Below are 23,419 nucleotides of genomic sequence, written 5' to 3' on the forward strand. Positions count from 1 at the left end.
TTAATGATTATTCCAGCATTCGACTTAATCAATGGGAGAGCAGTTCGCTTATATCAAGGTAATTATTTAAATCAAAAACATTATGATATAAATTTATCTGATTATTTAGAAAAATATAAATCAAAAAGGATTCAAATTGTTCATCTAGTAGATTTAGATGGAGCAAAGAATAGAGAAAATAGACAAATAGAATTATTTAAAGAAATATTGTCTTATTCTACTATTCCCCTACAAATAGGCGGCGGAATAAGAACTACAAAAGACATAAATACACTTCTAGATTTAGGAGTTAAAAGAGTAGTAATTGGTTCTTCTGCGATACATGATAAAAACAAAGTAAAAAAATGGTTGAAAATTTATGGTTCAGATGCAATTGTTTTGGCATTAGATGTATATATTAATAATAACAATCAAAAAGAAATATATATTAATGGTTGGCAAAAAAGAACTAATGTTATGCTAGAGGAAATTATTGAATATTTCTTACCAAGCGGATTGAAACATGTATTATGTACAGATATATCTAAAGATGGAACCTTGTTAGGTCCAAATTTTAAACTATATAAAGATATTTCTAGTTCTTTTAAAAATATAAATTTTCAGGCATCTGGAGGAGTTGCAACGTTAGAAGATATTATTTCTTTAAAAAAAACTGGAATTAAAAGTATTATTATTGGTCGCAGTTTATTGGAAAAGAAATTTACAATAGAAGAGGCTTTAAAATGCTGGCAAAGAGAATTATAGCATGTCTTGATGTTCATAATGGAGTGGTAGTAAAAGGAGTTAAATTTCAAAATCATGAAATTGTAGGTGATATTATACCATTAGCTACACGTTATGCACAAGAAGGTATAGATGAATTAGTTTTTTATGATATAACTGCTTCAACAAAAAATAAATTAGTTGATCAGAATTGGATAAAAAAAATTGCTGAAGTGATAAATATTCCATTTTGTGTTGCTGGAGGAATTCAAAGTGTAGAAGATGCAAAAAATATTTTATCTAGTGGTGCAGACAAAATATCAATTAATTCTTCAGCCTTAACAGACCCTAATTTAATCACGAAAATTTCAGAACGTTTTGGTGTACAATGTATGGTAGTTGGAATTGATTCTTGGTTTGACAAAGTAGAAAATGATTATATGGTACAACAATATACAGGAGACGTTAATAAAACCTATCAAACTTCCTGGAAAACGTCTGATTGGGTAAGAAAAGTTCAAGAAAAAGGTGCTGGTGAAATTGTTTTAAATATGATGAATAAAGATGGATTACAACAAGGATATGATCTTTCACATCTAAGTAAAATAAGAGAAATATGCAAAGTACCTTTAATTGCATCAGGTGGAGCAGGAAATGTAGAACATTTTTACGAAGCATTACATTATTGTAATGCAGATGGAGTATTAGCTGCATCTGTTTTTCATAAAAATATAGTAGAGATAAAAACTTTAAAAAGTTTTTTAATTAGACGAAAAATGGAGATTAGAGAGTGCTAAAAAAACATGATTTATTAAATCTTGATTGGACAAAAACTAATGGAATGATTCCTGCAATAATACAAGATTATTTTTCACATGAAATTTTAATGCATGGATACATGAATGAAGAAGCTTTATTGAAAACTCAGAAAGACGGTTTAGTAACATTTTATTCTCGTACTAAGAATCGTTTATGGACTAAAGGGGAAACATCTGGCAATTACCTAAACGTAATCTCTATTAGAACAGATTGTGATCATGATGCATTATTGATCTTAGTTAAATCTACAGGTGTAACATGTCATTTAAATAATACAAGTTGTTTTTTTTCAAAGAAATACAATGTAAATTTTTTATTTGAATTAGAAAACCTTATAGAAAATAGAAAAAATAAATTTTCTAAAAATTCATATACTTCTAGTTTATATCAATCGGGAACAAGTCGTATAGCACAAAAAGTAGGAGAAGAGGCTGTAGAAACAATATTAGCAGCTATGAAAAAAGATCAAACTGAATTAATTAATGAATCGTCAGATTTAATTTATCATTTAATTGTATTATTACATGATCAAAATTTAAATTTAAATCTAGTTTTAGATAATTTAAAAAAAAGAAGATAAAAATAGTTTTATGCTAATTGTTTTAAAAAATTAATTATATAATGTTAGAAAATTTATAATATTTCAATTTCAAAATAAATATCAATAATATAAAACATATATATTATATGATTATACGTAACAATCTCCATTTTAAAAAAACTTATTAGACAATATATAAGTGATTTTTTCTTATATTTCCAAATCAAATACCAACATAATTTTTTTAAATTTTTATCTGTATTTTGAATTAACAGAAATACTTTTTTAAAATTTTACTTTATTTTAATGAAAAATTGAAAATATTTGTAATATCATTTATTGTGTAACAAATTAAATAAAATTTAATTATTTTCAAAGATTATCATTCGTTATTTTTTTAGTATATTTTAGTTGGAGAAAAAAATGTCACAACAACAAATTGGTGTTGTAGGAATGGCAGTAATGGGACGAAATTTAGCTTTAAACATTGAGAGTAAAAATTATAGTGTATCTATATTCAATCGAACAGCTTCGATAACAGAAGAAGTATTCAATAAAAATAAGAAAAAAAATATTTTTCCATATTTTTCGATTAAAGATTTTATCAATTCACTTCTTAGACCGAGATGTATTTTATTGATGGTTCAATCCGGCAAAGCTACTGATGAAACTATTAAACTAATCATGCCTTATTTAGAAAAAGAAGATATATTGATTGATGCAGGTAATACTTTTTATAAAGATACTATACGAAGAAATAAAGAGCTATCTAAATACGGTATTAATTTTATTGGAATGGGAGTTTCTGGAGGTGAACTAGGAGCGTTAAACGGACCATCTATTATGCCAGGAGGACAAAAAGAAGCATATAATCTTGTACTTCCTATGTTGCAAAAAATATCAGCGAAATTCGAAGGTGAATCATGTGTAAGTTATATTGGTCCAAATGGGGCAGGTCATTATGTAAAAATGGTACATAATGGTATTGAATATGGTGATATGCAATTAATTTCAGAGTCGTATTTTTTATTAAAATATTTATTAAATATGAGTAATGAAGAATTATCATATACTTTTTCGGAATGGAATAAAGGTGAATTAAACAGTTATTTGATTGAAATAACAAAAAATATTTTTATTAAAAAAGACAAGAATGGTAAATATTTAATAGATCTCATTTTAGATATAGCTGAAGATAAAGGTACTGGTAAATGGATCAGTAAAAACGCTTTAGAACTTCGAGAACCTCTATCATTAATTACTGAATCTGTTTTTGCACGTTACTTGTCTTCTCTAAAAGAACAACGTACAGTTGCATCAAAAACATTAAAAGGACCTAATATAAAAATATCTATTCAAGATAAAAATAGTTTTGTTGAAGAGGTGAGACGGGCTTTGTATTTAGGAAAAATAATTTCTTATGCTCAAGGTTTTTCTCAATTAAAAAAAGCTTCAGAAAAATATAATTGGAATATAAAATATAGCGAAATTGCTAAGATTTTTAGAGCCGGATGTATTATACGAGCAAATTTTTTACAAAAAATAACAGAAGAATATTCCGAAAATCAAACTGTAGTTAATTTGTTATTAACACCTTATTTTTCAAGAATAGCCAATGAATATGAAAGTTCATTACGTAATATTGTTATCTATGCAATAAAATATGGCATTTCTGTACCAACTTTTTCTGCAGCAATATCTTATTATGATAGTTATAGAGCATTATATTCGCCTGCTAATCTTATACAAGCTCAAAGAGATTATTTTGGTTCGCATACTTACCAAAGAATAGATAAAACCGGTTACTTTCATACAAATTGGTCTCAATAATATAATGATATCAACATAGTTATTATTTTTATACATCATATTTTTTTATATAATTGTTATTAGTTTATGATTAAAAATTAAAATAGCAGAAGATGTTAAAAATATCTCTGCTATTATATTTTATTTATTTTTTCATACATGACATCAAGATATATGTTAATTATATTATAGGAATAAAAATGCGTTTATGTGATCAAGATATTGAAGAATGGTTACAAAGAAAAGAATTAATTATAGAACCTTATCCCAAAAAAAAATTAATTAATGGGATTACTGTTGATATACATCTTGGTAATAAATTTCGTTTTTTTTATGAGCACACTCGATCTTGTATTGATTTAAGTGATTCTAAAATAAATAGAACATCAGCATTAGCAGAAATTATGAGCAATGAAACTATTTCCTCTAAAGAAAAACCGTTTTTTTTACAACCAGGTTCTTTAGTCTTATCTTCTACTTTAGAAAAGATTACAATTCCAAATAATTTAGTTGGTTGGCTAGATGGCCGTTCTTCTTTAGCTCGTCTAGGATTAATGATTCATGCTACTGCACATCGTATTGATCCAGGATGGAAAGGTAATATTGTTTTAGAAATGTTTAATGCAGGAAAGTTAACTTTGGTATTACGTCCTAAAATGAAGATTGCGGCGCTTAGTTTCGAAGTTCTCTCTCAATCAGTTTTACGTCCTTATGATTCAAGAGAAGAATCTAAATACAAAAGTCAAAATGGAGTAGTACCTAGCCGTATTGATAAGGAGTAAAAATTATTTTTATAAAAGATATTTTAGTGTATCTTGATCGATTAATTATTGTATAAATTAATTGTTAATAAAACTATTTATTTAAATTAAGAATATTTTATGATTTCTCTTCTTTTCTATATCATATTATTTTATTAAAAAAAGTATAATATTATGTCAATTACACTTAGAAAAATTTTAGTCACCTGTGCTTTGCCTTACGCAAATGGTCCTATTCATATTGGCCACATGTTAGAGCATATTCAGGCAGATATTTGGGTTCGTTATCATAGAATGCGTGGTCGTGAAGTATGGTTTATTTCTGCTGATGATGCACACGGTACTGCTATAATGTTAAAATCTAAAGATTTAGGAATATCTTCAAACAAATTAATTAAGAATATCAGAAAAGAACATCAAATAGATTTTTTGAATTTTAAAATTTCACATGATAATTATTATTCAACTCATAGTTTAGAAAACTTATATTTATTAAGAAAAATTTTTGCATGTTTAAAAGAAAAAGATTTAATTAAAGAAAAAGAAATTTTTCAATTTTATGATAATGTAAAAAATATTTTTCTTCCAGATCGATTTATTAAAGGCACATGCCCGACTTGTCAATCTAAAAACCAATATGGTGATAATTGCGAAATATGTAGTGCAACTTATGAACCCATAGATTTGATTGATCCAATATCTGTTATTTCAGGGAAAAAACCTATTTTAAAAAATACAAAACATTTATATTTCAATCTGCCTTTTTTTAGTGATATGTTAAAAAAATGGATACATTCTGGTGTTTTAGAAAATTCAGTTATTAAAAAAACAGAAGAATGGTTTAAGGTAGGTTTAAAGCCATGGGGTATTTCTCGAGACGCACCTTATTTTGGATTTAAAATTCCAAAATATCCTGATAAATATTTTTATGTTTGGCTTGATGCTCCTATTGGTTATATGAGTGCGTTTAAAAATCTATGTTTTAAAAATAAAAAATTAAATTTTGATCAATTTTGGAATCAAAAATCTAATTACGAATTATACCATTTTATTGGTAAAGATATTATTTATTTTCATACTTTATTTTGGCCTGCAATATTAGAAGCTATTTCTTTCAGAAAACCCAGTGGTATTTTTGTTCATGGTTACCTTACTATGAATGGATTAAAATTGTCAAAATCACGAGGTGCTTTAATTAGAGCAAGCGATTGGATTCAGTGTTTTGATTCAGATAGTTTACGTTATTATTATGCTAGTAAGTTATCTAATAAAACTCATGATATTGAAATTAATTTAGAGGATTTTATATATAAAATAAACAGTGATATTGTAAATAAATTAGTTAATTTAGCGTCAAGAAGTTCTAGTTTTATTGAAAAACATTTTAATGGATATTTATCTAATAAATTAAATAATATGCAATTATATCAATATTTTATTAATGCCAGTAGTAACATTGAAAATTTTTTAGAAAATCGTGAATTTAATTTTGTTGTGAAAGAGTCTATGAGATTATTAGATGTAGCTAATCAATATATTAATGAAAAAAAACCATGGAAAATAGAAAAAATAGAGAAAAATTTTACTAATTTACAAGAAATTTGTACAATGGGTATTAATTTATTTAGAATTATTATGATTTTTTTAAAACCGATAATACCTGATTTAGCAATTAAGACAGAATCTTTTTTAATTTCAAAATTAACTTGGGATAGTATTAAGAAACCACTTTTATCTCATAAAATAAATAAATTTATTCCATTATATAAAAGAATTAGTATGGAAAAAATTTCTGAATTAATTAATCTATATAGATAATGATAAATTGTCTTCTAAAATATATTGCGAACAATTTTTGATAAAGAGATTTTTAATAAAATGAAAATAGATCATTATGAGCAGATTTTAAATCACTTTCCCAGGATATTTTCCACGTGCCTCTATTTTTATTATTTATATTAATAATAAAGACTCCTAGAGCACTAATAAAATTATTGTTATAAAACACAAGTGGAATTTGATTTCTTAACCAAGGAGGAATTTTTTTCTCTTGCCATATTTTTTTTATCTTTCTTTTTTTATTTCTTCCTAAAATTAAAACATATCCTTCATATTGAAAACGAATATTAATTAATTCATTATTTTTAGGTGCTGGAAGTTCAATACCATTATTATCTTTTATTAAATTTCCTAGGTTATTAGGAAGTATTAGTTTAGTATATTTTTTATGCCAAAAAAGTAGGGTATTTTTAAGATTGATTTGTTTTTTTATAAAATAAAGCGATTCTTTATAACGTCTTATTTCATATTTTTCTAGAATTATTTTAGGATTTGCATCTATTCGACTAAAAATCATTTGATGATAAATGCATTGAATATTCTTATAAGATGGTATTTTTATTTTTTTTGATAAAAGCCAATATCTAATTAGTGCTGTGCATATTTCTTTTTTTATATTCTTAAAATCTTTAATATTTAAAGAATCGTCAAATTGTATAAAATCATGAATTTTTTCATGTAGAAAATAATTTAATAGCCTAGTTTCTTGTTGACATATATTTGTTGTACGAAAACAATTTTTTAAAAAATAAGGCCATCTTTTTTCTAATACAGGAATAATTGTATGTCGTACAAAATTACGATCATAATCAATGTTTAAATTACTAAAATCTTCAATCCAGTGTAAATGTTTTTTTTTGGCCCAAAACATCAGCTCTTTTTTTGTTTTATTTAGAAAAGGACGAACTATTTTTTTGGTGCCAAATAAAGTTTCAAAAGACATACTGGAAAGTCCAGTAGGGCCGCTTCCTCTTTTTAAAGATAAAATAAATGTTTCACATTGATCATTCATATGATGACCGGTCAATAGTATTTCGTCAAAAAATAAATGATTATATATAATATTGTATCTTTTTATTCTTAGTTTTTCTTCAATATTACTTGTTTTTTTATTAATATTAATATTTTCAATAATCAATGAAATGCTATTTATATCGCAAATTTTTTTACAATGTTCTGTCCATTTTTTTGAAAGTAAAGTAAGATTATGATTAATATGAATGGCACGTATCTTGATGGAATATTTTTTTTTTATTTCTAGTAATTGATGAAGAAGTACCGTGGAATCCAACCCACCACTATAAGCTATTAAAAATGATTTATTTTTATATTTACTGATAGTTTTTTCAATCAAATAAAAATTGCCTATAAACTTATATTTTTTAATACGTTCGAGTGGACTTGAACCACCAACTTCTACCATGTCATAGTAGCGCTCTAACCAATTGAGCTACGAACGTAAATATTAAAAAAATTTTCTTATATTTTTATAATTCGGATTATATATTATTATTAATATAATATACAAACATTTTTTTTTAAAATTAGAATTTTATAAAAAATATTTTTTTATTAGTAATATATATATAAATAAATTACAAAAATTGTTTTAAGGAAATATTATGTTTACAGGTATTGTAAATGGAATTGCCACTATTGTTTCTATTAAAAAAAAAATAAAAAGTTATAGATATACAGTTGAACTTCCATCTAATTTATCTAAAAATTTAAATTTAGGTGATTCAATATCACATAATGGATGTTGTTTGACTGTGCAATCAATTAATGGTACTTATATAATATGTGATGTTGTTGAAGAAACTTTAAAACGTACTAATTTAGGAATACTAGATATTGGAGATAATATCAATATTGAAAGATCAGTAAAATATGGAGATGAAATTGGTGGTCATATCGTGTCTGGTCATATTATGAACACAGCTGAAATCTGTAAAATATTAAAATCAGGTAATACTTGTACTATATGGTTAAAAATAAAGAACGTATCATTAATGAAATACATTTTTTATAAAGGATTTATTTGTATTGATGGTATTAGCCTTACTGTTGGAGATGTTGTTAAAAATGAGTTTTGTGTTCATATTATACCTCATACCTTTTTATCGACTACTATAAAAAACAAAAAAAATGGTAGTTTAATGAACATTGAAATTGATTTTTATACTCAAACAATTGTTGATACTACAGAACGTTTAATTAATAAAAATATTAAATGCATTTTGTAGTTTTATATAAAAAAATTTAAGAAATTTGATTTTAATATAAATAAAATTTCAGATTATGTGATGATTAATAATAAAATTAATATACTTAATTATAGGCATTTAAAATGAAACATTATATTTTATTTTTTATTTCTAATATATTAATTGAAAATTTTATTTTAGTAAAATTTCTTGGTTTATGTCCTTTTTTGGGTACTTCAAATAAAATTGAAACTGCTTTTGGGATGAGTTTTGCAACTGCTTTTGTTGTACTTGTATCATCAGTATTGTTATGGTGGGTTAATGCTTTTATTTTATTACCTCTTGATTTAGTTTATTTAAGAATTATCGCTTATATGTTGATTATTTCATTTAGTGTTCAATTTTTAGAAATAATATTGCGTAATACCAGTCCTATTTTATATCGTTTACTTGGAATTTTTCTTCCATTAATTACAACTAATTGTGCGGTTTTGGCAATTCCATTGTTTAGTTTGTATTCAAATCATACATTTTTAGACACTATATTTTATGGAATAAGCGCATCGTTTGGATTTACTTTTGTAATGATTGTTTTTTCTTGTATTCGCGAACGTATAGTATTGTCTGATGTTCCTTTGCCATTTAAAGGTGCTCCTATTGTTTTGATCACTGTGAGTCTAATATCTATTACATTCATGGGTTTCAAAGGTTTGATAAAATTTTAATTATGTTCATACTCATTATTTTTGGTGCATTATCTTTTTTATTAGGAATAATATTAAGTTTAACCGCTTATAAATTTCGATCAAAAGAAGATCCTTTCATAGACATAGTTGATGAATTATTACCTCAAAGTCAATGTGCTCAATGCGGATATTCTGGATGCTATCCTTATGCAAAAGCAATAGTACAAAATTCTGAAGAAATCGATAAATGCATTCCTGGTGGTGCTGATCTTATATTGGAAATAGCTAATGTGTTAAATATAAAAGAACCCAAAGAAAATTTAACTATTGACAATAAAAAACAAAAAAAAACAACTGTATGGATTGATGAAAAAAACTGTGTTGGATGCTCAAAATGTGCTATTTTTTGTCCAGTAGACGCAATAGTTGGTGCCCCTAATTTCATTCATACAGTTTTACAAAAATTTTGTACTGGTTGTAATATTTGTTTATTACATTGTCCAACTAATTGTATTAAAATAAAAAAAGAAATTCATGAATAAGTTAAAATTATTAAAAATAAAAAAAATTTTAAAAAATTTTTTTTCTATAAAATGGTGGGAAAAAATATTTTTTTCCATTTTTAACATAAAAAAAAATATAATTTTAAAGGAGGTTTGAAATATGTATTTCAAAAAAATGAATCCAGGAGTGTGTTATTAAAATCTTTACCTCTTCCTGATAAATTTTTTATTTTTATAAAAGGTGATTTTTGTAATAAAAAATTGCGTGTTGAAATAAATCAAAAAGTATTACGTGGACAACCTTTGATTTTTAGTAATAAATTCGACACTCCTATTCATGCTCCTACTTCAGGTTTAATAGAAGATATTTTTTTTGATTCAAATCATACTCAAAAACATAAAAAGAATATAAAAATCGTGCTTTCCCCTGATTATTTGGATAAATGGATCCGGTTAAAACCTATTGAAAATTATAAAAAATATACTCCTGAAAAACTAATTAAAATAATTCATCAATCGGGTATTGTTGGTCTTGGAGGAGGTGAGTTTTCTTCTGCAAAAAAATTAAAATTAAGTATAAACAAAGTACATACTTTAATTGTAAATGCTGTAGAAAGTGAACCTTATATAAGCGCAGATAATTGTTTAGTATATAATTATATAAACGAAATTTTGATCGGATGTAAGATTATTTGTTGGATAACAAAAATTCAAACAGTTGTCATCGCTATTCAAGAAGACAGTATCGAATCAATTTCAAAAATTTATGGTTTAATTAAAAATGAATCATTATTTAAAATCTGTATTCTTAAAAAGAAATATCCTGGAGGCAGTAGTAAAGTACTTATCAAATCTTTAACAGGAAAAGAGATACCTTGTAATAAACATGCTGTAGATATAGGATATCTTATTTTTAATGTTGCTACAATATTTTCAATCAAAAGAGCAATTATTAATGGAGAACCATTAACAGAACGTATTATAACTCTTTTTAGTGATCAAAATTTTTTATCTGGTAATTTTTGGATTAGAATAGGGACTCCAATAAAATATTTTCTTACTGATAATAAATTAAAAAAATGTTTAATTGCATCTGTATATTTAGGAGGTCCATTCATGGGGAAAAAGATTAATAATACAAATTACTCTGTATCAAAAAAAACAAATGGTATTTTAATTAAACTTGAACAAGAGAAAAGTAAAAATATCATCGAAAAAAACTGTATTCGATGCGGTTATTGTTTGCATGTATGTCCCGTGAATTTGATTCCCCAACAGCTTTATTGGTACAGCCGAAATAAGAATCATAAGGAAACAAAAAAACACTATATTTTAGATTGCATTGAATGTAAAGCATGTGAGAAGGTATGTCCTAGTCATATTCCATTAGTAAAATATTTTAAAAAAGAGAAGCATATTTTAAAAAGTATTAAATTAGAAAATAATCATAAAAAAATATCATTAATTAGATTTAAAAAAAGGGAAAAACGTTTATTAAATGCCAAAATGACAATTAATATTAATGATCAAAAGCATGCTTTTATAAAAAATAGCAACGTATATTTAATAAAAAATAGAGATGAAAAAATTAGTAATACAAAAAAAAATGTACGAAAAAAAGTACTTCAAGAAGCGATAGAACGTATGAAATCTAAAAAATAAAGTTTTATCTAAAAAAATTTTATATTAATATATAACATAAGAAAAAAATGAACTTTCCTTGTATCTATCATACTTATAGTATTAGAAAAATAATGTTTCTAGTTATTATAGCTTGCATTCCAGGTCTTTTTACTAAGTTTTATTTTTTTGGTGGAGGAGCTTTAATACAGATTTTATTTTCTATATTTATTACTTTATTACTAGAAATCAGCATTTTAAAAATGCGTCTTAAAAAAATTAAAATTAATTTACGAGATAATTCCTCGATTTTAACTTCAGTTTTATTTGCACTAAGTATTCCTGTTTTACTTCCTTGGTGGATAATAGTTATTGGTTTGTTTTTTTCTATCATTGTTGCTAAACATTTATATGGCGGAATGGGTCAGAATATATTTAATCCAGCTATGGTTGGATATGCAGTATTATTAATATCTTTTCCTATTCACATGAATAGTTGGAATGAAAGAGATTTTTCTTTGTCTATTTTTGATGATTTAAAAAAATCTTCATGTATTATTTTTTTTAAAAATCATACATGTACTATCAGTAGTACTAATACTATTAGTAATAGAAAATTGCGTATTACTCCTGATGCTTTTACAGAAGCTACTCCTTTAGACGATTTTAAAATTAAATCTCATTTAAGAGATAATTTTTTATCAAAAGAGATTACATTAAACGATAAAAAAAATAATATTCAGACTAGTTGGAAATATATGAATATAAGCTTTTTTTTAGGTGGAGTTTTTCTGTTATTTACAAAAATAATTTGTTGGCGTATTCCGATCAGTTTTTTAACTTCTTTAGGAGTTATATCAATTATAACTTATTTTTATTCACAAGAGTTATTTATGTCTCCATTAGTTCATTTTCTTTCCGGTGGAACTATGATATGTGCATTTTTTATTGCTACAGATCCAGTAACTACTTCTTGCACTAATATTGGAAAAATAGTTTTCGGTATTATTATCGGTTTTTTGGTTTGGATTATTCGTAATTATAGTGATTATCCTGATGCAATTGCTTTTTCTGTTTTATTTGCAAATATGACTGCACCATTAATGGATTATTATATAAAAACTTCTGGATATGGTCATAATAATATATGAAAACATTCAAAGAAATATTCAAACAAGCTTTTTTAATGAGTTTTTTTTCAATTGTATCTATATCTGGAATAGTTTTAATAAACAATATCACAAAAAATAAAATTATTTTTCAAAAAGAAAAAGAAAAAAAAAAATATTAGAAGAGGTTGTTCCTTCTAATATCTATAATGCTTTCGAAAAAAAAATGTATAAAATTAAAAATAAATTATTAGGAGATTGTAAAATACATAATTTGTGGTTGTTGTCTAAAAATAATAAACCTAAAGCCGCAATTGTTGAAACGACAGCACCTGATGGTTATTCTGGTTCTATTTATATGATAGTCGCAGCATATTTTAATGGAAAAATTATTGGTGTAAGAGTTTTATCACATAAGGAAACACCAGGAATTGGAGATAAAATTGAATTATCTGTTTCTGATTGGATTAGTAAATTTACTAGTATGTATGTCTCTTCTTTAGAAGACAAGAATTTTAAATTACGAAAATATGGAGGAGAGATCGAACAATTTACAGGAGCTACAATTACACCACAATCAGTAACGAATTCTGTTAAAAAAACAGTTTTTTTCATTAAAAATATACCATCAATATTTAATCTTTTAAATAAGGATGTTCATGAATATTAAATATTTTTTAAATAATAGATTGTGGAGAAGTAATTCTTCTTTAGTACAATTATTAGGATTATGTCCAGTTTTAGCAATGACAACTAATTCTGTCAATGCCATAGGTTTAGGAATAACAACTACTTTAGTATTAACTATTACAAATACTATAATTTCTATTTTTAAAAATTTAATACCCAAAAATTTGAGAATTCCAATTTATATGATGATTATTTCATCGATTGTTACATGTATAGAAATGTTGCTTCATGCTTATCAATTTAATTTATATCAATCTTTAGGTATTTTTATTCCATTAATCGTAACAAATTGTATTATTGTGGGACGAGCAGATCTTATTGCTTATAAAAGCTCTATAATATCATCTTTTTTCGATGGTATTTTTATAGGTTTAGGATCAACTTGTGCTATGTTTATAGTAGCTTCTATACGTGAAATATTAGGTAATGGAACTTTATTTTTTGGATTGAATAAAATTGTATCTAATATAGACAGCTCTATTTTTATTACATTATTAGATAAAAAATATACTATAATTTTAGCTATTTTCCCACCTGGTGGTTTTTTTGTATTAGGTTTTATAATTGCTTTTAAAAATTGTATAGACTTATATTATAAAAAAAATAAAATTAATAATTCTTTAAAATGTTTATGTACTAATCAGACAAAAAAAATAATAAAAAAATGAATAAAGAAAAACGTTACAAAATTTTATCACTCTTTCAGAGTAAAAATCCTGTGCCTCAGACAGGACTAGTTTTTTCTTCTCCTTTTGAATTATTATTATGTGTAATGCTTTCAGCTCAATCTACTGATATCATGGTGAATAAAATTACTAAAATATTGTTTAAAAAAGCAAATACTCCTGAGAGCATTTTGTTATTAGGATTAGATCGTCTGAAAAGTTATATTAAAAATATTGGTTTGTATAATATTAAAGCATTAAATATTCTTCGTACTTCTTTTTTGATATTAACTAAACACAAAGGAATTATTCCAAATAATCGTATTGAATTAGAATCTTTTCCTGGGGTAGGACGGAAAACATCTAATATTGTTTTAAACATATTGTTTAAAAAAAAAACTATTGCTGTAGATACACATGTTTTTAGAGTATCTAATCGTACTCATTTTGCTAAAGGAAAAAATGTAAAAGAAGTTGAAAAAAAATTAATTAAAGTAGTTCCTGATATTTTTAAAACAAACTTTCATTCTTGGTTTATTTTACATGGTCGGTACGTTTGTACTGCACGAAAAATAAAGTGCAGTATATGTTTGATATCAAAATTATGTGAATTTAAAAAAAAATAATATATTTATTATGGATATATAAGTGATTATTGTAAAAGTTGTTTTGCCTATTCCAGTTAGAAAATATTTTAAATATTTTATGCCTGATTTTATGTGTCCTGTTATTGGAGGTCGAATTATAGTTCCTTTTAATTCTAAAGATGTAATAGGCATTGTAGTTGCCGTGTATAAAAAAAACGATATTAATCAATTGAATTTTAAAAATGTTAAATCATTGATTGATACTAAATCGCTTTATACTGGCATTATATTAGATCTAATAAGATGGATACATAAAAATTGCCATTGTCCCATTGGGAATCTATTTTTTTCTGTTTTGCCAAATATTTTACATTCTAATTATATTATAAAAAATGAATATATTTGTCAGTGGAGAATAACAAAAAAAGGCCAAGAATTAGATTTAAACTATTTAAAAAGAAGAAAAAAACAGCTATATACCTTGCTTTTTTTAAAGAAAAAAGATGTTTTAAGTACTGAACTGAAAAAATACAACTTATCTAAAGTTATTTTAAAAAAATTAGAAATTGAAGATTTATGTAAAATAAATCTTAATTATAAAGTGTTGTTTAAAAAAAAAACTTTAAAATTAAAAAAAAAATATTTTTAAATAAAAAAATTTTAATTATGCTTAACGACATTTTAATAAAAAAATGTTTTGTATCTTGGTTATTAACTAAAACTAATTTGTATTCTAAAGTTAAATTTTATTTAGGTTTAATTAAGTCATTAGTATATAAAGATATGCAAATTTTAATTTTAGTGCCTTATATTAAAAATATAAACATCATTTTAGTTTTTTTAAAAAAATATTTTCATGTTTCTATTGACATAGTACATTCAAAATTAACTAATAAAAAATATCTCAAAAGTTGGATTCGAACTAAAAATGGTGAAAATTCTATTGTTATTGGTACAAAAAAAAGTATTTTTTTATCTTTTTTAAAGTTAGGTGTTATTATTATTCTTGAAGAACACAATATGCAGTATAAAAGTATCAATCAATGTAGATATAATATTAGAGATTTAGCTATATTAAGAGCATACAAAGAAAATATACCTATAATTTTAGATTCAGAGACTCCTTCATTAAAAACATTGTATAATATTTTAAATAAAAAATGTTTTTATATTCGATTGTATCAATACAATCATATTAGTAGATTAAATTATAGTATTGTTGATTTAAAAAAAGATAAAATAAAATTTGGTTTGTCTTTGACTTTAATAAATGAAATTAATAAAAATTTCAAAAACAAACAAGTTTTATTAATTTTTAATAAATTTAGTTTATTTTTTTTTGTTTTAGCATGTGAAAAATGCAACTGGATATTTAAATGTACTAATTGTCATAGTTATTTTGAAATCAATCAATATAGTAATACTTTATTTTGTAAATTTTGTTTAATTCGGATTAAAAAACCAGTTTTTTGTCATAATTGTAGATTTTTTTCGCTAGTTATACTCAAAATAAGTATAGAAAAAATTAAAAATAAAGTAAAAGATATTTTTCCAAATATTCCATCATTTTTTATATTAAATAAAAAAAATATTGATAAAAAGATATTAAATACGAAAATTTTTGAATTTTCTATTTCTAATCCTTGTATTATTATTACAACAGAAGAAATCGTCCAACATTATTATTTTCCTCATGTAAAATTAATTAGTTTAATCTGTATTGATAATTATTTTCTTTCTTTTAATTTTCGTTCTATAGAATATTTTTCTCAATTCTATATTAATTTAAGCAGATTGATTAGAAGTATAAAAAAATCATTTAAAATATTGATACAAACATCATTTTCTAATAATTTAAATTTAAAAGAAATATGCAATAGTGGATACTTTCTTTTTTCCAAGAAAATTTTGTTAATGAGAAAAAAGTTTTTATTGCCTCCTTGGAGTTTTCAAAGCATTGTTTATTCTGAAAGTTTATATGCTGAATATAATATTATTTTTTTAAATTTAATTCGTAACATCTTAATCAAAAAATCTAATAAATATAATTGTTTTTTATGGTTTGTAGGACCTGATAATACTTTTTTATTTAAAAATAAAAAAAAATATTTTCATCAATTATTAATTCAATGTTCTTCTCGTGTTTCTCTTAATAATATATTAAACGAATGTATTGACATAATTAATATTTTTACTGTTTCAAAACGAGTTAAATGGTTTATAGATATTGATCCTAATTAAAATAAAATACAAAATATATCCTTTAAAAATAATTATCAATTTTTTTTTATACTCGTTGAAGTTCTAATAAAATTAGCATAAAATATTTTTTAGAAAAATGAAAAATAAATATTTAAAAAGAGGTTTGAATGAGTGAATTTAATTTAGTTAAAACATTGCGTGATAGAGGTTTAATATCTCATATTACAAACGAAGATAATTTAAGCAAACTCATTCGAAATAATTCAATTTCTCTTTATTGTGGATTTGATCCTACAGATGAAAGTCTGCATATAGGTCATCTCTTACCTCTAATTACTTTAAAAAGATTTCAGATGGCAGGTCATAGACCAATAATATTAATAGGGGGTGCCACAAGTTTAATCGGGGATCCTAGTTTTAAAGAAAAAGAACGTATTTTTAATACTAATAATAATATTGATATATGGTCAAAAAAAATTAGTAAACAAATTTCTTGTTTTCTAGACTTTAATTTAGGTAAAAATAGTGCTTTATTATTAAATAATAATATGTGGTTTAATAAGATGAACATCTTATCATTTTTACGAGATGTTGGAAAATACTTTTCAATTAATACTATGATTAATCGAGCAGCGGTCAAGCAACGCATTATGAGACCGGATCAAGGAATTTCATTTACAGAATTTTCTTATAACTTATTACAAGCATATGATTTTTTTATTTTAAATAAACAATATCAAGTAGATCTACAAATTGGAGGGTCAGATCAATGGGGTAATATTTCTTCAGGAATGCATCTAATACATCGCAAATCTAAGAAAGAAGTATATGGTTTAACAATGCCTCTTCTTCTTCAGTCCAATGGAATTAAATTTGGAAAAACAGAGTCAGGAACTATATGGTTAGATGCAAAAAAAACTAGTCCTTATAAATTTTATCAGTTTTGGATGAACATAGAAGATATTAATGTATACTACTTTTTGAGACTTTTTACTTTTATAAAAATATCAGAAATTAATAGAAGAGAACAAAAAAAACACATTGAAAATCAAATTATTTATGATAAGTCTTTTCTTGCAAAGAATATTACTCGTCTAGTACATGGAAAAGAACAATTATTAGCGGTAGAAAGAATTACAGAATTTCTGTTTTTGAAAAATATCGATCATATTCAAGAAGTTGATTTTCAACAATTGAAGCAAGATGGTATACCGTTCATTGAAGTAGATAATATAAAAGATTTGCAAGAAGCATTAGTATTAACTTCATTAGCACAATCTCGAACACAAGCTAAAAATATGATAATCTCTAATTCTGTATCTATTAATACTAAAAAAATAAGAAAAAATCATATTTTTAATAGCCAAGATAAATTATTTGGAAAATTTACTTTATTATCTAGAGGAAAAAAAAATCATTCTTTGTTGTGTTGGTGATTAATTTTTAATTAATTGAAAAACTTTCACCACAACCACAAAATTTTTCCAATTTAGAATTATAAAACTTAAATATTTTATTGATATTATTTTTTACAAAATCTATTCTAACTCCTTCTAAAAATGGCATATCTTTGTAAAGAATATATATAAGAATATTTTTGTAAAAAAAACTAATTTCTTGTTTTGTTTTAACTTCTGTATTTTTTACTAATTTCATGGTATAGCGAAATCCTGCGCATCCTGATTTTCTTATACTTAATCTTATCCCTATGTTATCAGGATTTAAATTAATCAAAAATAAAATTTGTTTTATAGCATTTTTAGTTATTGAAATACCTTTCCACGTATTTTTATTAGGTAAATAAGTACTAACTTGATTTTCATTCATGATATTCTCGTTGTTAAAAATATATTTATAGAAATAAAAAAATAATTTTATTTAAAATACAATTCTAGTATAAATAAACATTTGTATTTTAAACAATATCATTTTTTATTAATTATTTTTATAAATTTTGATGTTATAATTGTTTTATACTTTTAAAAAAAACTTTTTATGAAACTACATTAATTTTTCAAGAAATTATTTATAATATAAAAATATTGAGGTACAACCATTATATGCAAAATCCAAAAGAGAAAATAGATTTATCGCAGTCTATTTTATCACTGATATTTGTTATCTCTATGGGTGTAATAAGTTTTTTAGTAATTCATCCATTTATATTAGGATTTTCTTGGGCTAGTATGATTGTAATTGCCACTTGGCCTCTTATGTTGAAAATACAAAAATTTTTAGGTGGAAAACGTTCTCTTGCTGTATTAATTATGATTATTATTTTACTTCTTTTTTTTATTATTCCCGTGTTTTTTTTAGTAAATAGTTTAATCGCAACAAGTATACCCCTTATTCATTGGTTTAGTTCAAATACCCTAGAATTTCCAGAATTAGCATGGTTACAAGATATTCCGCTTATCGGTAAAAAAATATTTTTTAATTATCAAGAATTATTAGATAGTGATGGAGGTGAATTAATTCGTGAAGTAAGACCTTATATGGGACGTACAACAGAATTTTTTATAATGCAAGCTAAAAATTGTGGATTATTTTTTGTACATTTAATACTAATGCTATTTTTTAGTGCTTTATTATATTGGAATGGTGAAAAAATTAGCAATGCTATTCGTCATTTTGCATTTCGATTAAGTAAAAAAAATGGTGATGCTATTATTTTACTGGCTACTCAAGCGGTTAGAGCTGTTGCGTTGGGAGTGGCAGTAACGGCTTTAATTCAAGCTCTTTTATCTGGTATAGGATTATTAATTTCTGGTGTTCCTTATTGGGCATTGTTAATGATAATAATTTTCTTTTCTTGTTTAATACAATTAGGACCATTGCCTATTTTAATACCCTCGATTTTATGGCTTTATTGGAACAATGATAATACTTGGGGTACAATACTGTTAATTTGGAGTTGTCTCGTATTTTTACTTGATCATATACTTAGACCATTTTTTATACGTATAGGGTCTGATTTGCCTATTTTATTAATTTTATCTGGAGTAATTGGTGGTTTATTGACTTTTGGAATGATTGGTTTGTTTGTTGGTCCAGTGGTATTAGTGATTTTTTATCGCTTAATAATATCATGGATGTACGGAATTTCAATGGCATCTTTTTTAGAAAATACATCGTCAAAATAAAATTTTAATTAATATTAATATTAAGATAATAGATAAAATAAATACTTTTAATTAAATATAATCTAAATTATGATAATATACAAAAGATCATTTGGTTATATCTAACAATCACTAAATAGAAAACTGATCATATTATATAACTATATTTTTTTTAAGGTTTGATTTCATTTTTTTTCTGTTTGAAAATTCTGTCATACTTATTTAAAGTATACTATTAAAAATTTTTCTCCCTAATATTATGAAATTTTTTCTATCAAGTATTTTAAGAAACTATTAGAAATGAGATTATGACTGGTTAGTTTTTTTGCTATTGTTATGAAATCTTCATATTCTTTCCAGAATAAAAAACTCATTTAGAGAACAAAATGAAAAAAACAGATGAACTACGTACAATACGAATTGATCCATTAATAACGCCAGCTGAATTAGCAAAGCAGTATGCGATTACTTCAGATATCATGGATACTGTTATCGCAACAAGAAAAAACATTGCTCGCATTATGACTGGAAAAGATTTGCGATTACTTGTTGTAATAGGTCCATGTTCAGTTCATGATCCTATCGCCGCAGTAGAATATGCACATCGATTATATGAATTACGAGTAAAATATAAAGATCGTCTTGAAATTATAATGCGTACATATTTTGAAAAACCAAGAACAGTCGTTGGATGGAAAGGATTGATTTCAGATCCAGATTTAAATGGAAGTTTTAGAGTTAATCATGGATTAGCCATAGCTCGTAAACTATTATTAGACATTAATGCATTAGGTATGCCTGCAGCAACAGAGTTTCTTGATATGGTTATAGGGCAATTTATTGCAGATTTAATTAGTTGGGGCGCTATTGGAGCAAGAACAACTGAAAGTCAGATTCATAGAGAAATGGCTTCTGCTCTTTCTTGTCCAGTAGGTTTTAAAAATGGCACTGATGGTAATATACGAATTGCAATTGATGCTATTCGTGCAGCAAAAGTTAGACATTTGTTTTTAGCACCTAACAAAGATGGACAAATGACAATCAATCATACTAGTGGTAATCCATATGGGCATATAATTATGCGAGGAGGTCGTTCTCCTAATTATCATGCAGATGATATTAATTTGGCAGTAAAACATTTACGTGAGTTCAATTTATTAGAACATTTAATGATTGATTTTAGTCACGGTAATTGTTTAAAAGAACATCTTCGTCAAAAAAATGTTGCCAAGTCTGTTTCAGATCAAATTTCTCATGGTTCTAAAGCTATTTTTGGTGTTATGATTGAAAGCTTTTTAGAAGAAGGTTTCCAAACAGTAGTTAATAATCAACCGTTAATATATGGTAAATCAATTACTGATGCCTGTTTGAATTGGAAAGACAGTACTTTAATTATTCAACAATTAGCAGATGCTGTGGATGCTCGTTTTTAATTCATATGCTAGTCAAAAAAATTTGACTAGCATCTTTTTGTTAATTTTGTAATATTTTTATATTAAACTTATCTTGATAGTCTATTTATAAAAAAATATTTTTTTATATGAGAGTACATGATATGTAAATATTTAATTAATAATTTTTTTCATAAATAATAAACAATTAATATTTTTAATTAAGGAATGAAGAATGCCTGTAATAAGATTTTTTGATAGAAGTCAACAGGTGTACGAGCATTCTGTTTCACTGATAGAGATTATTCAAAACAAAAAACCTAGTATCATAAATTCTCTTGTTGCAATTTCTGTTAATGGTCATTTTTCAAATTTAAATGCTTTAATAAAAGAAGACTCTTCTATAGAACTCATTAGTATAAAAGATCATAAAACATTAAATATCATTCGATATTCTTGTACGCAACTTTTAAGTTATGCTATAAAAAATATATGGCCGCTTTCACAGATTGCTGCAAGTGACATTATAGAAAATGGTTTTTATTGTGATATCGACTCTGAAAGAAAAATTTCAGAACAAGATCTAGTTTTATTAGAAAATAATATGAACATTCTAGTGAAAAAAGAATATAATATTTTAAATAAATTAGTTTCTTTTTCTGAAGCAAAAGAAATTTTTAAAAAATATTTTGAAAAATATAAAATTTCTTGGATTGATAAAAACATGGATTGTAAAAAGCAAATTTCTTTGTATTATCACGAAAATCATGTAGATATTGATAGAGGAATGCAGGTTTTTAATATAAAATTTTGTAAATATTTTAAATTGCAAAAAATTGGAGGTGTTTACTGGGAGGGAAATAAAAAAAATAAAATGTTGCAGCGTATTTATGGTACTGCCTGGTCTAATAAGATGGAGTTAGACAAACATCTTAACTATTTAAATGAATTAGAAAAAAGAGATCATAGAAAAATCGGAAAACTGCTTCAGTTGTATCATATGCAAGAAGAATCTCCAGGTATGATTTTTTGGCACAATAAAGGTTGGATTATTTTTAATGAATTACAAAATTTTGTTCGATGGAAATTAAAAGAATATAAATATAAAGAAGTTAAAACACCATTATTAATAGATAAGTCAATCTGGAAAAAAAGTGGACACTGGGATAATTATAAAAATGCTATTTTTACTACATTATCAGAACATCGAAAATATTGTATTAAACCAATGAATTGTCCTGGGCATGTGCAAATTTTTAATAGTAGATTAAAATCTTATCGAGATTTACCTATCCGCATGGCAGAATTTGGAAGTTGTCATCGTAACGAACCTTCAGGTTCTTTACACGGTTTGATGAGAGTGCGTAATTTCACTCAAGATGATGCTCATATATTTTGTACTAAAGAACAAGTGCGTGATGAAATTAACGATTGTATTAAAATGATATATGATTTGTATAGCACATTTAATTTTAAAAAAATACTAGTTAAATTATCTACTCGTCCAGAAAAACGTATTGGTACTGATTCTTTATGGGATGAATCAGAAAAAGATTTATCTGATATGTTACTAGAAAATCATTTATCATTTGAATATCAATCAGGAGAAGGTGCTTTTTACGGACCTAAAATTGAATTCATTTTACAAGATTCTTTAGACCGAAACTGGCAATGCGGGACAATTCAACTTGATTTTTATTTACCATTGCGTTTAAGTTCGTTTTATATTAATGAAAATAACGAACGTAAAACTCCTGTTATTATTCATCGGGCTATATTAGGTTCAATAGAACGGTTTATTGGTATATTAATTGAGGAGTGTTCAGGTAATTTACCTACATGGTTATCTCCAATACAGGTAGTTATCATTAGCATTACTAATGTTAGTTCAGATTATGTTAAAAAATTATTTAAAAAGTTTTCTGATATTAATATTCGTATAGAATCTGATTTAAGAAATGAAAAAATAGGTTTTAAAATTCGAGAACACACACTACGTCGAATTCCTTATATATTGATTTGTGGTGAAAAAGAAATTAGTTCTAAAAAAATATCTGTTCGCAGTCGAAATGGCCGTAATTTTGGAATGATTGATATTGATTATTTTATTAAAAAGTTACAAAAAGAAATTATTACACGTAACTTTCATCAAATGGAGGAATAAAG

22 protein-coding genes, 1 tRNA gene and 1 pseudogene are annotated in these 23,419 nt (G+C 24.7%); 21 read left to right on the top strand and 3 right to left on the bottom strand.

The features are described 5' to 3' along the window. The first annotated feature begins 3 nt into the window (after positions 1-3). The 6 genes from hisA (at position 4) to metG (ending at position 6,450) form a co-directional block, all read left to right on the top strand. Positions 4-744, top strand: a complete 741-nt coding sequence (gene hisA, locus BAKON_RS00530) for a 1-(5-phosphoribosyl)-5-[(5-phosphoribosylamino)methylideneamino]imidazole-4-carboxamide isomerase (protein ID WP_014499267.1) — start codon at positions 4-6, stop codon at positions 742-744. After that, positions 723-1,499: an imidazole glycerol phosphate synthase subunit HisF gene (gene hisF / locus BAKON_RS00535; protein ID WP_014499268.1), complete on the top strand. Its 777-nt coding sequence runs from the start codon at positions 723-725 to the stop codon at positions 1,497-1,499. Before hisA ends, hisF begins: the two co-directional genes overlap by 22 nt. Continuing rightward, on the top strand, positions 1,493-2,101 hold the full coding sequence (hisIE, locus tag BAKON_RS00540; RefSeq protein ID WP_014499269.1) for a bifunctional phosphoribosyl-AMP cyclohydrolase/phosphoribosyl-ATP diphosphatase HisIE: 609 nt from the start codon (positions 1,493-1,495) through the stop codon (positions 2,099-2,101). Before hisF ends, hisIE begins: the two co-directional genes overlap by 7 nt. 384 nt (positions 2,102-2,485) lie before the next feature. Beyond that, a complete protein-coding gene (gene gndA / locus BAKON_RS00545) occupies positions 2,486-3,892 on the top strand; it encodes an NADP-dependent phosphogluconate dehydrogenase (RefSeq protein WP_014499270.1) in 1,407 nt (468 codons plus the stop codon). 179 nt (positions 3,893-4,071) lie between these two features. Beyond that, the gene (dcd, locus tag BAKON_RS00550) at positions 4,072-4,653 is read left to right on the top strand and encodes a dCTP deaminase (protein ID WP_014499271.1); all 582 of its coding nucleotides are present in this window, start codon (positions 4,072-4,074) and stop codon (positions 4,651-4,653) included. A 153-nt stretch (positions 4,654-4,806) separates the two neighbouring features. Then, the gene (gene metG, locus BAKON_RS00555; RefSeq protein ID WP_014499272.1) at positions 4,807-6,450 is read left to right on the top strand and encodes a methionine--tRNA ligase; all 1,644 of its coding nucleotides are present in this window, start codon (positions 4,807-4,809) and stop codon (positions 6,448-6,450) included. Positions 6,451-6,502: 52 nt separating this feature from the next. On the opposite strand, the gene tilS is transcribed toward metG, so the two are convergent. Both tilS and BAKON_RS00565 read right to left on the bottom strand, forming a co-directional pair. After that, entirely contained in the window at positions 6,503-7,825 is a 1,323-nt protein-coding gene (tilS, locus tag BAKON_RS00560) for a tRNA lysidine(34) synthetase TilS (RefSeq protein ID WP_014499273.1), read from the bottom strand. A gap of 32 nt (positions 7,826-7,857) precedes the next feature. Beyond that, positions 7,858-7,931, bottom strand: a tRNA-Val gene (locus tag BAKON_RS00565). Between the two features lie 162 nt (positions 7,932-8,093). Here BAKON_RS00565 and BAKON_RS00570 point away from each other — a divergent pair. From BAKON_RS00570 to tyrS, 12 genes and pseudogenes are all read left to right on the top strand, one after another. Further along, complete coding sequence (locus BAKON_RS00570; RefSeq protein WP_014499274.1) at positions 8,094-8,717, top strand: riboflavin synthase; 624 nt, start codon at positions 8,094-8,096, stop codon at positions 8,715-8,717. Between the two features lie 104 nt (positions 8,718-8,821). Next, entirely contained in the window at positions 8,822-9,403 is a 582-nt protein-coding gene (rsxA, locus tag BAKON_RS00575) for an electron transport complex subunit RsxA (protein ID WP_014499275.1), read from the top strand. Then, on the top strand, positions 9,370-9,906 hold the full coding sequence (locus BAKON_RS00580; RefSeq protein ID WP_430393313.1) for an RnfABCDGE type electron transport complex subunit B: 537 nt from the start codon (positions 9,370-9,372) through the stop codon (positions 9,904-9,906). The genes rsxA and BAKON_RS00580 overlap by 34 nt, the downstream gene beginning before the upstream one ends. A 105-nt stretch (positions 9,907-10,011) precedes the next feature. Then, a pseudogene (gene rsxC / locus BAKON_RS00585) lies at positions 10,012-11,529 on the top strand (electron transport complex subunit RsxC); the annotation flags it as partial. A gap of 47 nt (positions 11,530-11,576) precedes the next feature. Next, positions 11,577-12,638, top strand: coding sequence for an RnfABCDGE type electron transport complex subunit D (locus BAKON_RS00590; protein WP_014499278.1), 1,062 nt, complete (start codon positions 11,577-11,579; stop codon positions 12,636-12,638). Then, complete coding sequence (locus tag BAKON_RS03245) at positions 12,635-12,778, top strand: hypothetical protein (protein ID WP_193372671.1); 144 nt, start codon at positions 12,635-12,637, stop codon at positions 12,776-12,778. Before BAKON_RS00590 ends, BAKON_RS03245 begins: the two co-directional genes overlap by 4 nt. 20 nt (positions 12,779-12,798) lie before the next feature. Next, positions 12,799-13,266 (top strand): RnfABCDGE type electron transport complex subunit G, encoded by a 468-nt coding sequence (locus BAKON_RS00595; protein WP_264357806.1) that lies wholly within the window; start codon positions 12,799-12,801, stop codon positions 13,264-13,266. Beyond that, entirely contained in the window at positions 13,256-13,954 is a 699-nt protein-coding gene (locus BAKON_RS00600) for an electron transport complex subunit E (RefSeq protein WP_014499280.1), read from the top strand. The genes BAKON_RS00595 and BAKON_RS00600 overlap by 11 nt, the downstream gene beginning before the upstream one ends. Next, positions 13,951-14,577, top strand: coding sequence for an endonuclease III (gene nth, locus BAKON_RS00605; protein ID WP_014499281.1), 627 nt, complete (start codon positions 13,951-13,953; stop codon positions 14,575-14,577). Before BAKON_RS00600 ends, nth begins: the two co-directional genes overlap by 4 nt. 22 nt (positions 14,578-14,599) lie before the next feature. Next, entirely contained in the window at positions 14,600-15,187 is a 588-nt protein-coding gene (locus tag BAKON_RS03265; RefSeq protein ID WP_226989524.1) for a hypothetical protein, read from the top strand. 17 nt (positions 15,188-15,204) lie between these two features. Further along, complete coding sequence (priA, locus tag BAKON_RS00610; RefSeq protein ID WP_226989525.1) at positions 15,205-16,779, top strand: replication restart helicase PriA; 1,575 nt, start codon at positions 15,205-15,207, stop codon at positions 16,777-16,779. 128 nt (positions 16,780-16,907) lie between these two features. Further along, positions 16,908-18,176: a tyrosine--tRNA ligase gene (tyrS, locus tag BAKON_RS00615; protein WP_014499282.1), complete on the top strand. Its 1,269-nt coding sequence runs from the start codon at positions 16,908-16,910 to the stop codon at positions 18,174-18,176. Positions 18,177-18,183: 7 nt separating this feature from the next. Here the strand turns inward: tyrS and BAKON_RS00620 are convergent, their stop codons facing one another. Beyond that, positions 18,184-18,567: an iron-sulfur cluster assembly accessory protein gene (locus BAKON_RS00620; protein WP_014499283.1), complete on the bottom strand. Its 384-nt coding sequence runs from the start codon at positions 18,565-18,567 to the stop codon at positions 18,184-18,186. Between the two features lie 233 nt (positions 18,568-18,800). Here BAKON_RS00620 and ydiK point away from each other — a divergent pair, with 233 nt between their 5' ends. From ydiK to thrS, 3 genes are all read left to right on the top strand, one after another. Then, positions 18,801-19,883 carry an AI-2E family transporter YdiK gene (gene ydiK, locus BAKON_RS00625; RefSeq protein WP_014499284.1) on the top strand — a complete coding sequence of 361 codons (1,083 nt, stop codon included), beginning with the start codon at positions 18,801-18,803 and terminating at the stop codon, positions 19,881-19,883. A 365-nt stretch (positions 19,884-20,248) separates the two neighbouring features. Then, positions 20,249-21,295 carry a 3-deoxy-7-phosphoheptulonate synthase gene (locus BAKON_RS00630; protein WP_014499285.1) on the top strand — a complete coding sequence of 349 codons (1,047 nt, stop codon included), beginning with the start codon at positions 20,249-20,251 and terminating at the stop codon, positions 21,293-21,295. A 193-nt stretch (positions 21,296-21,488) separates the two neighbouring features. Next, positions 21,489-23,417 (top strand): threonine--tRNA ligase, encoded by a 1,929-nt coding sequence (thrS, locus tag BAKON_RS00635; RefSeq protein ID WP_014499286.1) that lies wholly within the window; start codon positions 21,489-21,491, stop codon positions 23,415-23,417. Positions 23,418-23,419 lie beyond the last annotated feature (2 nt).

It is taken from the genome of Buchnera aphidicola str. Ak (Acyrthosiphon kondoi), assembly GCF_000225445.1.
GTDB lineage: Bacteria > Pseudomonadota > Gammaproteobacteria > Enterobacterales > Enterobacteriaceae > Buchnera > Buchnera aphidicola_A.

Coding starts and splice junctions, on each gene's coding strand:
- BAKON_RS00600 (WP_014499280.1), top strand. CDS start 13,256: ATGAATATTAAATATTTTTTAAATAATAGATTGTGGAGAAGTAATTCT.
- BAKON_RS00630 (WP_014499285.1), top strand. CDS start 20,249: ATGAAAAAAACAGATGAACTACGTACAATACGAATTGATCCATTAATA.
- tyrS (WP_014499282.1), top strand. CDS start 16,908: ATGAGTGAATTTAATTTAGTTAAAACATTGCGTGATAGAGGTTTAATA.
- priA (WP_226989525.1), top strand. CDS start 15,205: ATGCTTAACGACATTTTAATAAAAAAATGTTTTGTATCTTGGTTATTA.
- BAKON_RS00590 (WP_014499278.1), top strand. CDS start 11,577: ATGAACTTTCCTTGTATCTATCATACTTATAGTATTAGAAAAATAATG.
- gndA (WP_014499270.1), top strand. CDS start 2,486: ATGTCACAACAACAAATTGGTGTTGTAGGAATGGCAGTAATGGGACGA.
- BAKON_RS00620 (WP_014499283.1), bottom strand. CDS start 18,567: ATGAATGAAAATCAAGTTAGTACTTATTTACCTAATAAAAATACGTGG.
- thrS (WP_014499286.1), top strand. CDS start 21,489: ATGCCTGTAATAAGATTTTTTGATAGAAGTCAACAGGTGTACGAGCAT.
- hisF (WP_014499268.1), top strand. CDS start 723: ATGCTGGCAAAGAGAATTATAGCATGTCTTGATGTTCATAATGGAGTG.
- hisA (WP_014499267.1), top strand. CDS start 4: ATGATTATTCCAGCATTCGACTTAATCAATGGGAGAGCAGTTCGCTTA.
- BAKON_RS03245 (WP_193372671.1), top strand. CDS start 12,635: ATGAAAACATTCAAAGAAATATTCAAACAAGCTTTTTTAATGAGTTTT.
- dcd (WP_014499271.1), top strand. CDS start 4,072: ATGCGTTTATGTGATCAAGATATTGAAGAATGGTTACAAAGAAAAGAA.
- metG (WP_014499272.1), top strand. CDS start 4,807: ATGTCAATTACACTTAGAAAAATTTTAGTCACCTGTGCTTTGCCTTAC.
- nth (WP_014499281.1), top strand. CDS start 13,951: ATGAATAAAGAAAAACGTTACAAAATTTTATCACTCTTTCAGAGTAAA.
- ydiK (WP_014499284.1), top strand. CDS start 18,801: ATGCAAAATCCAAAAGAGAAAATAGATTTATCGCAGTCTATTTTATCA.
- rsxA (WP_014499275.1), top strand. CDS start 8,822: ATGAAACATTATATTTTATTTTTTATTTCTAATATATTAATTGAAAAT.
- BAKON_RS00570 (WP_014499274.1), top strand. CDS start 8,094: ATGTTTACAGGTATTGTAAATGGAATTGCCACTATTGTTTCTATTAAA.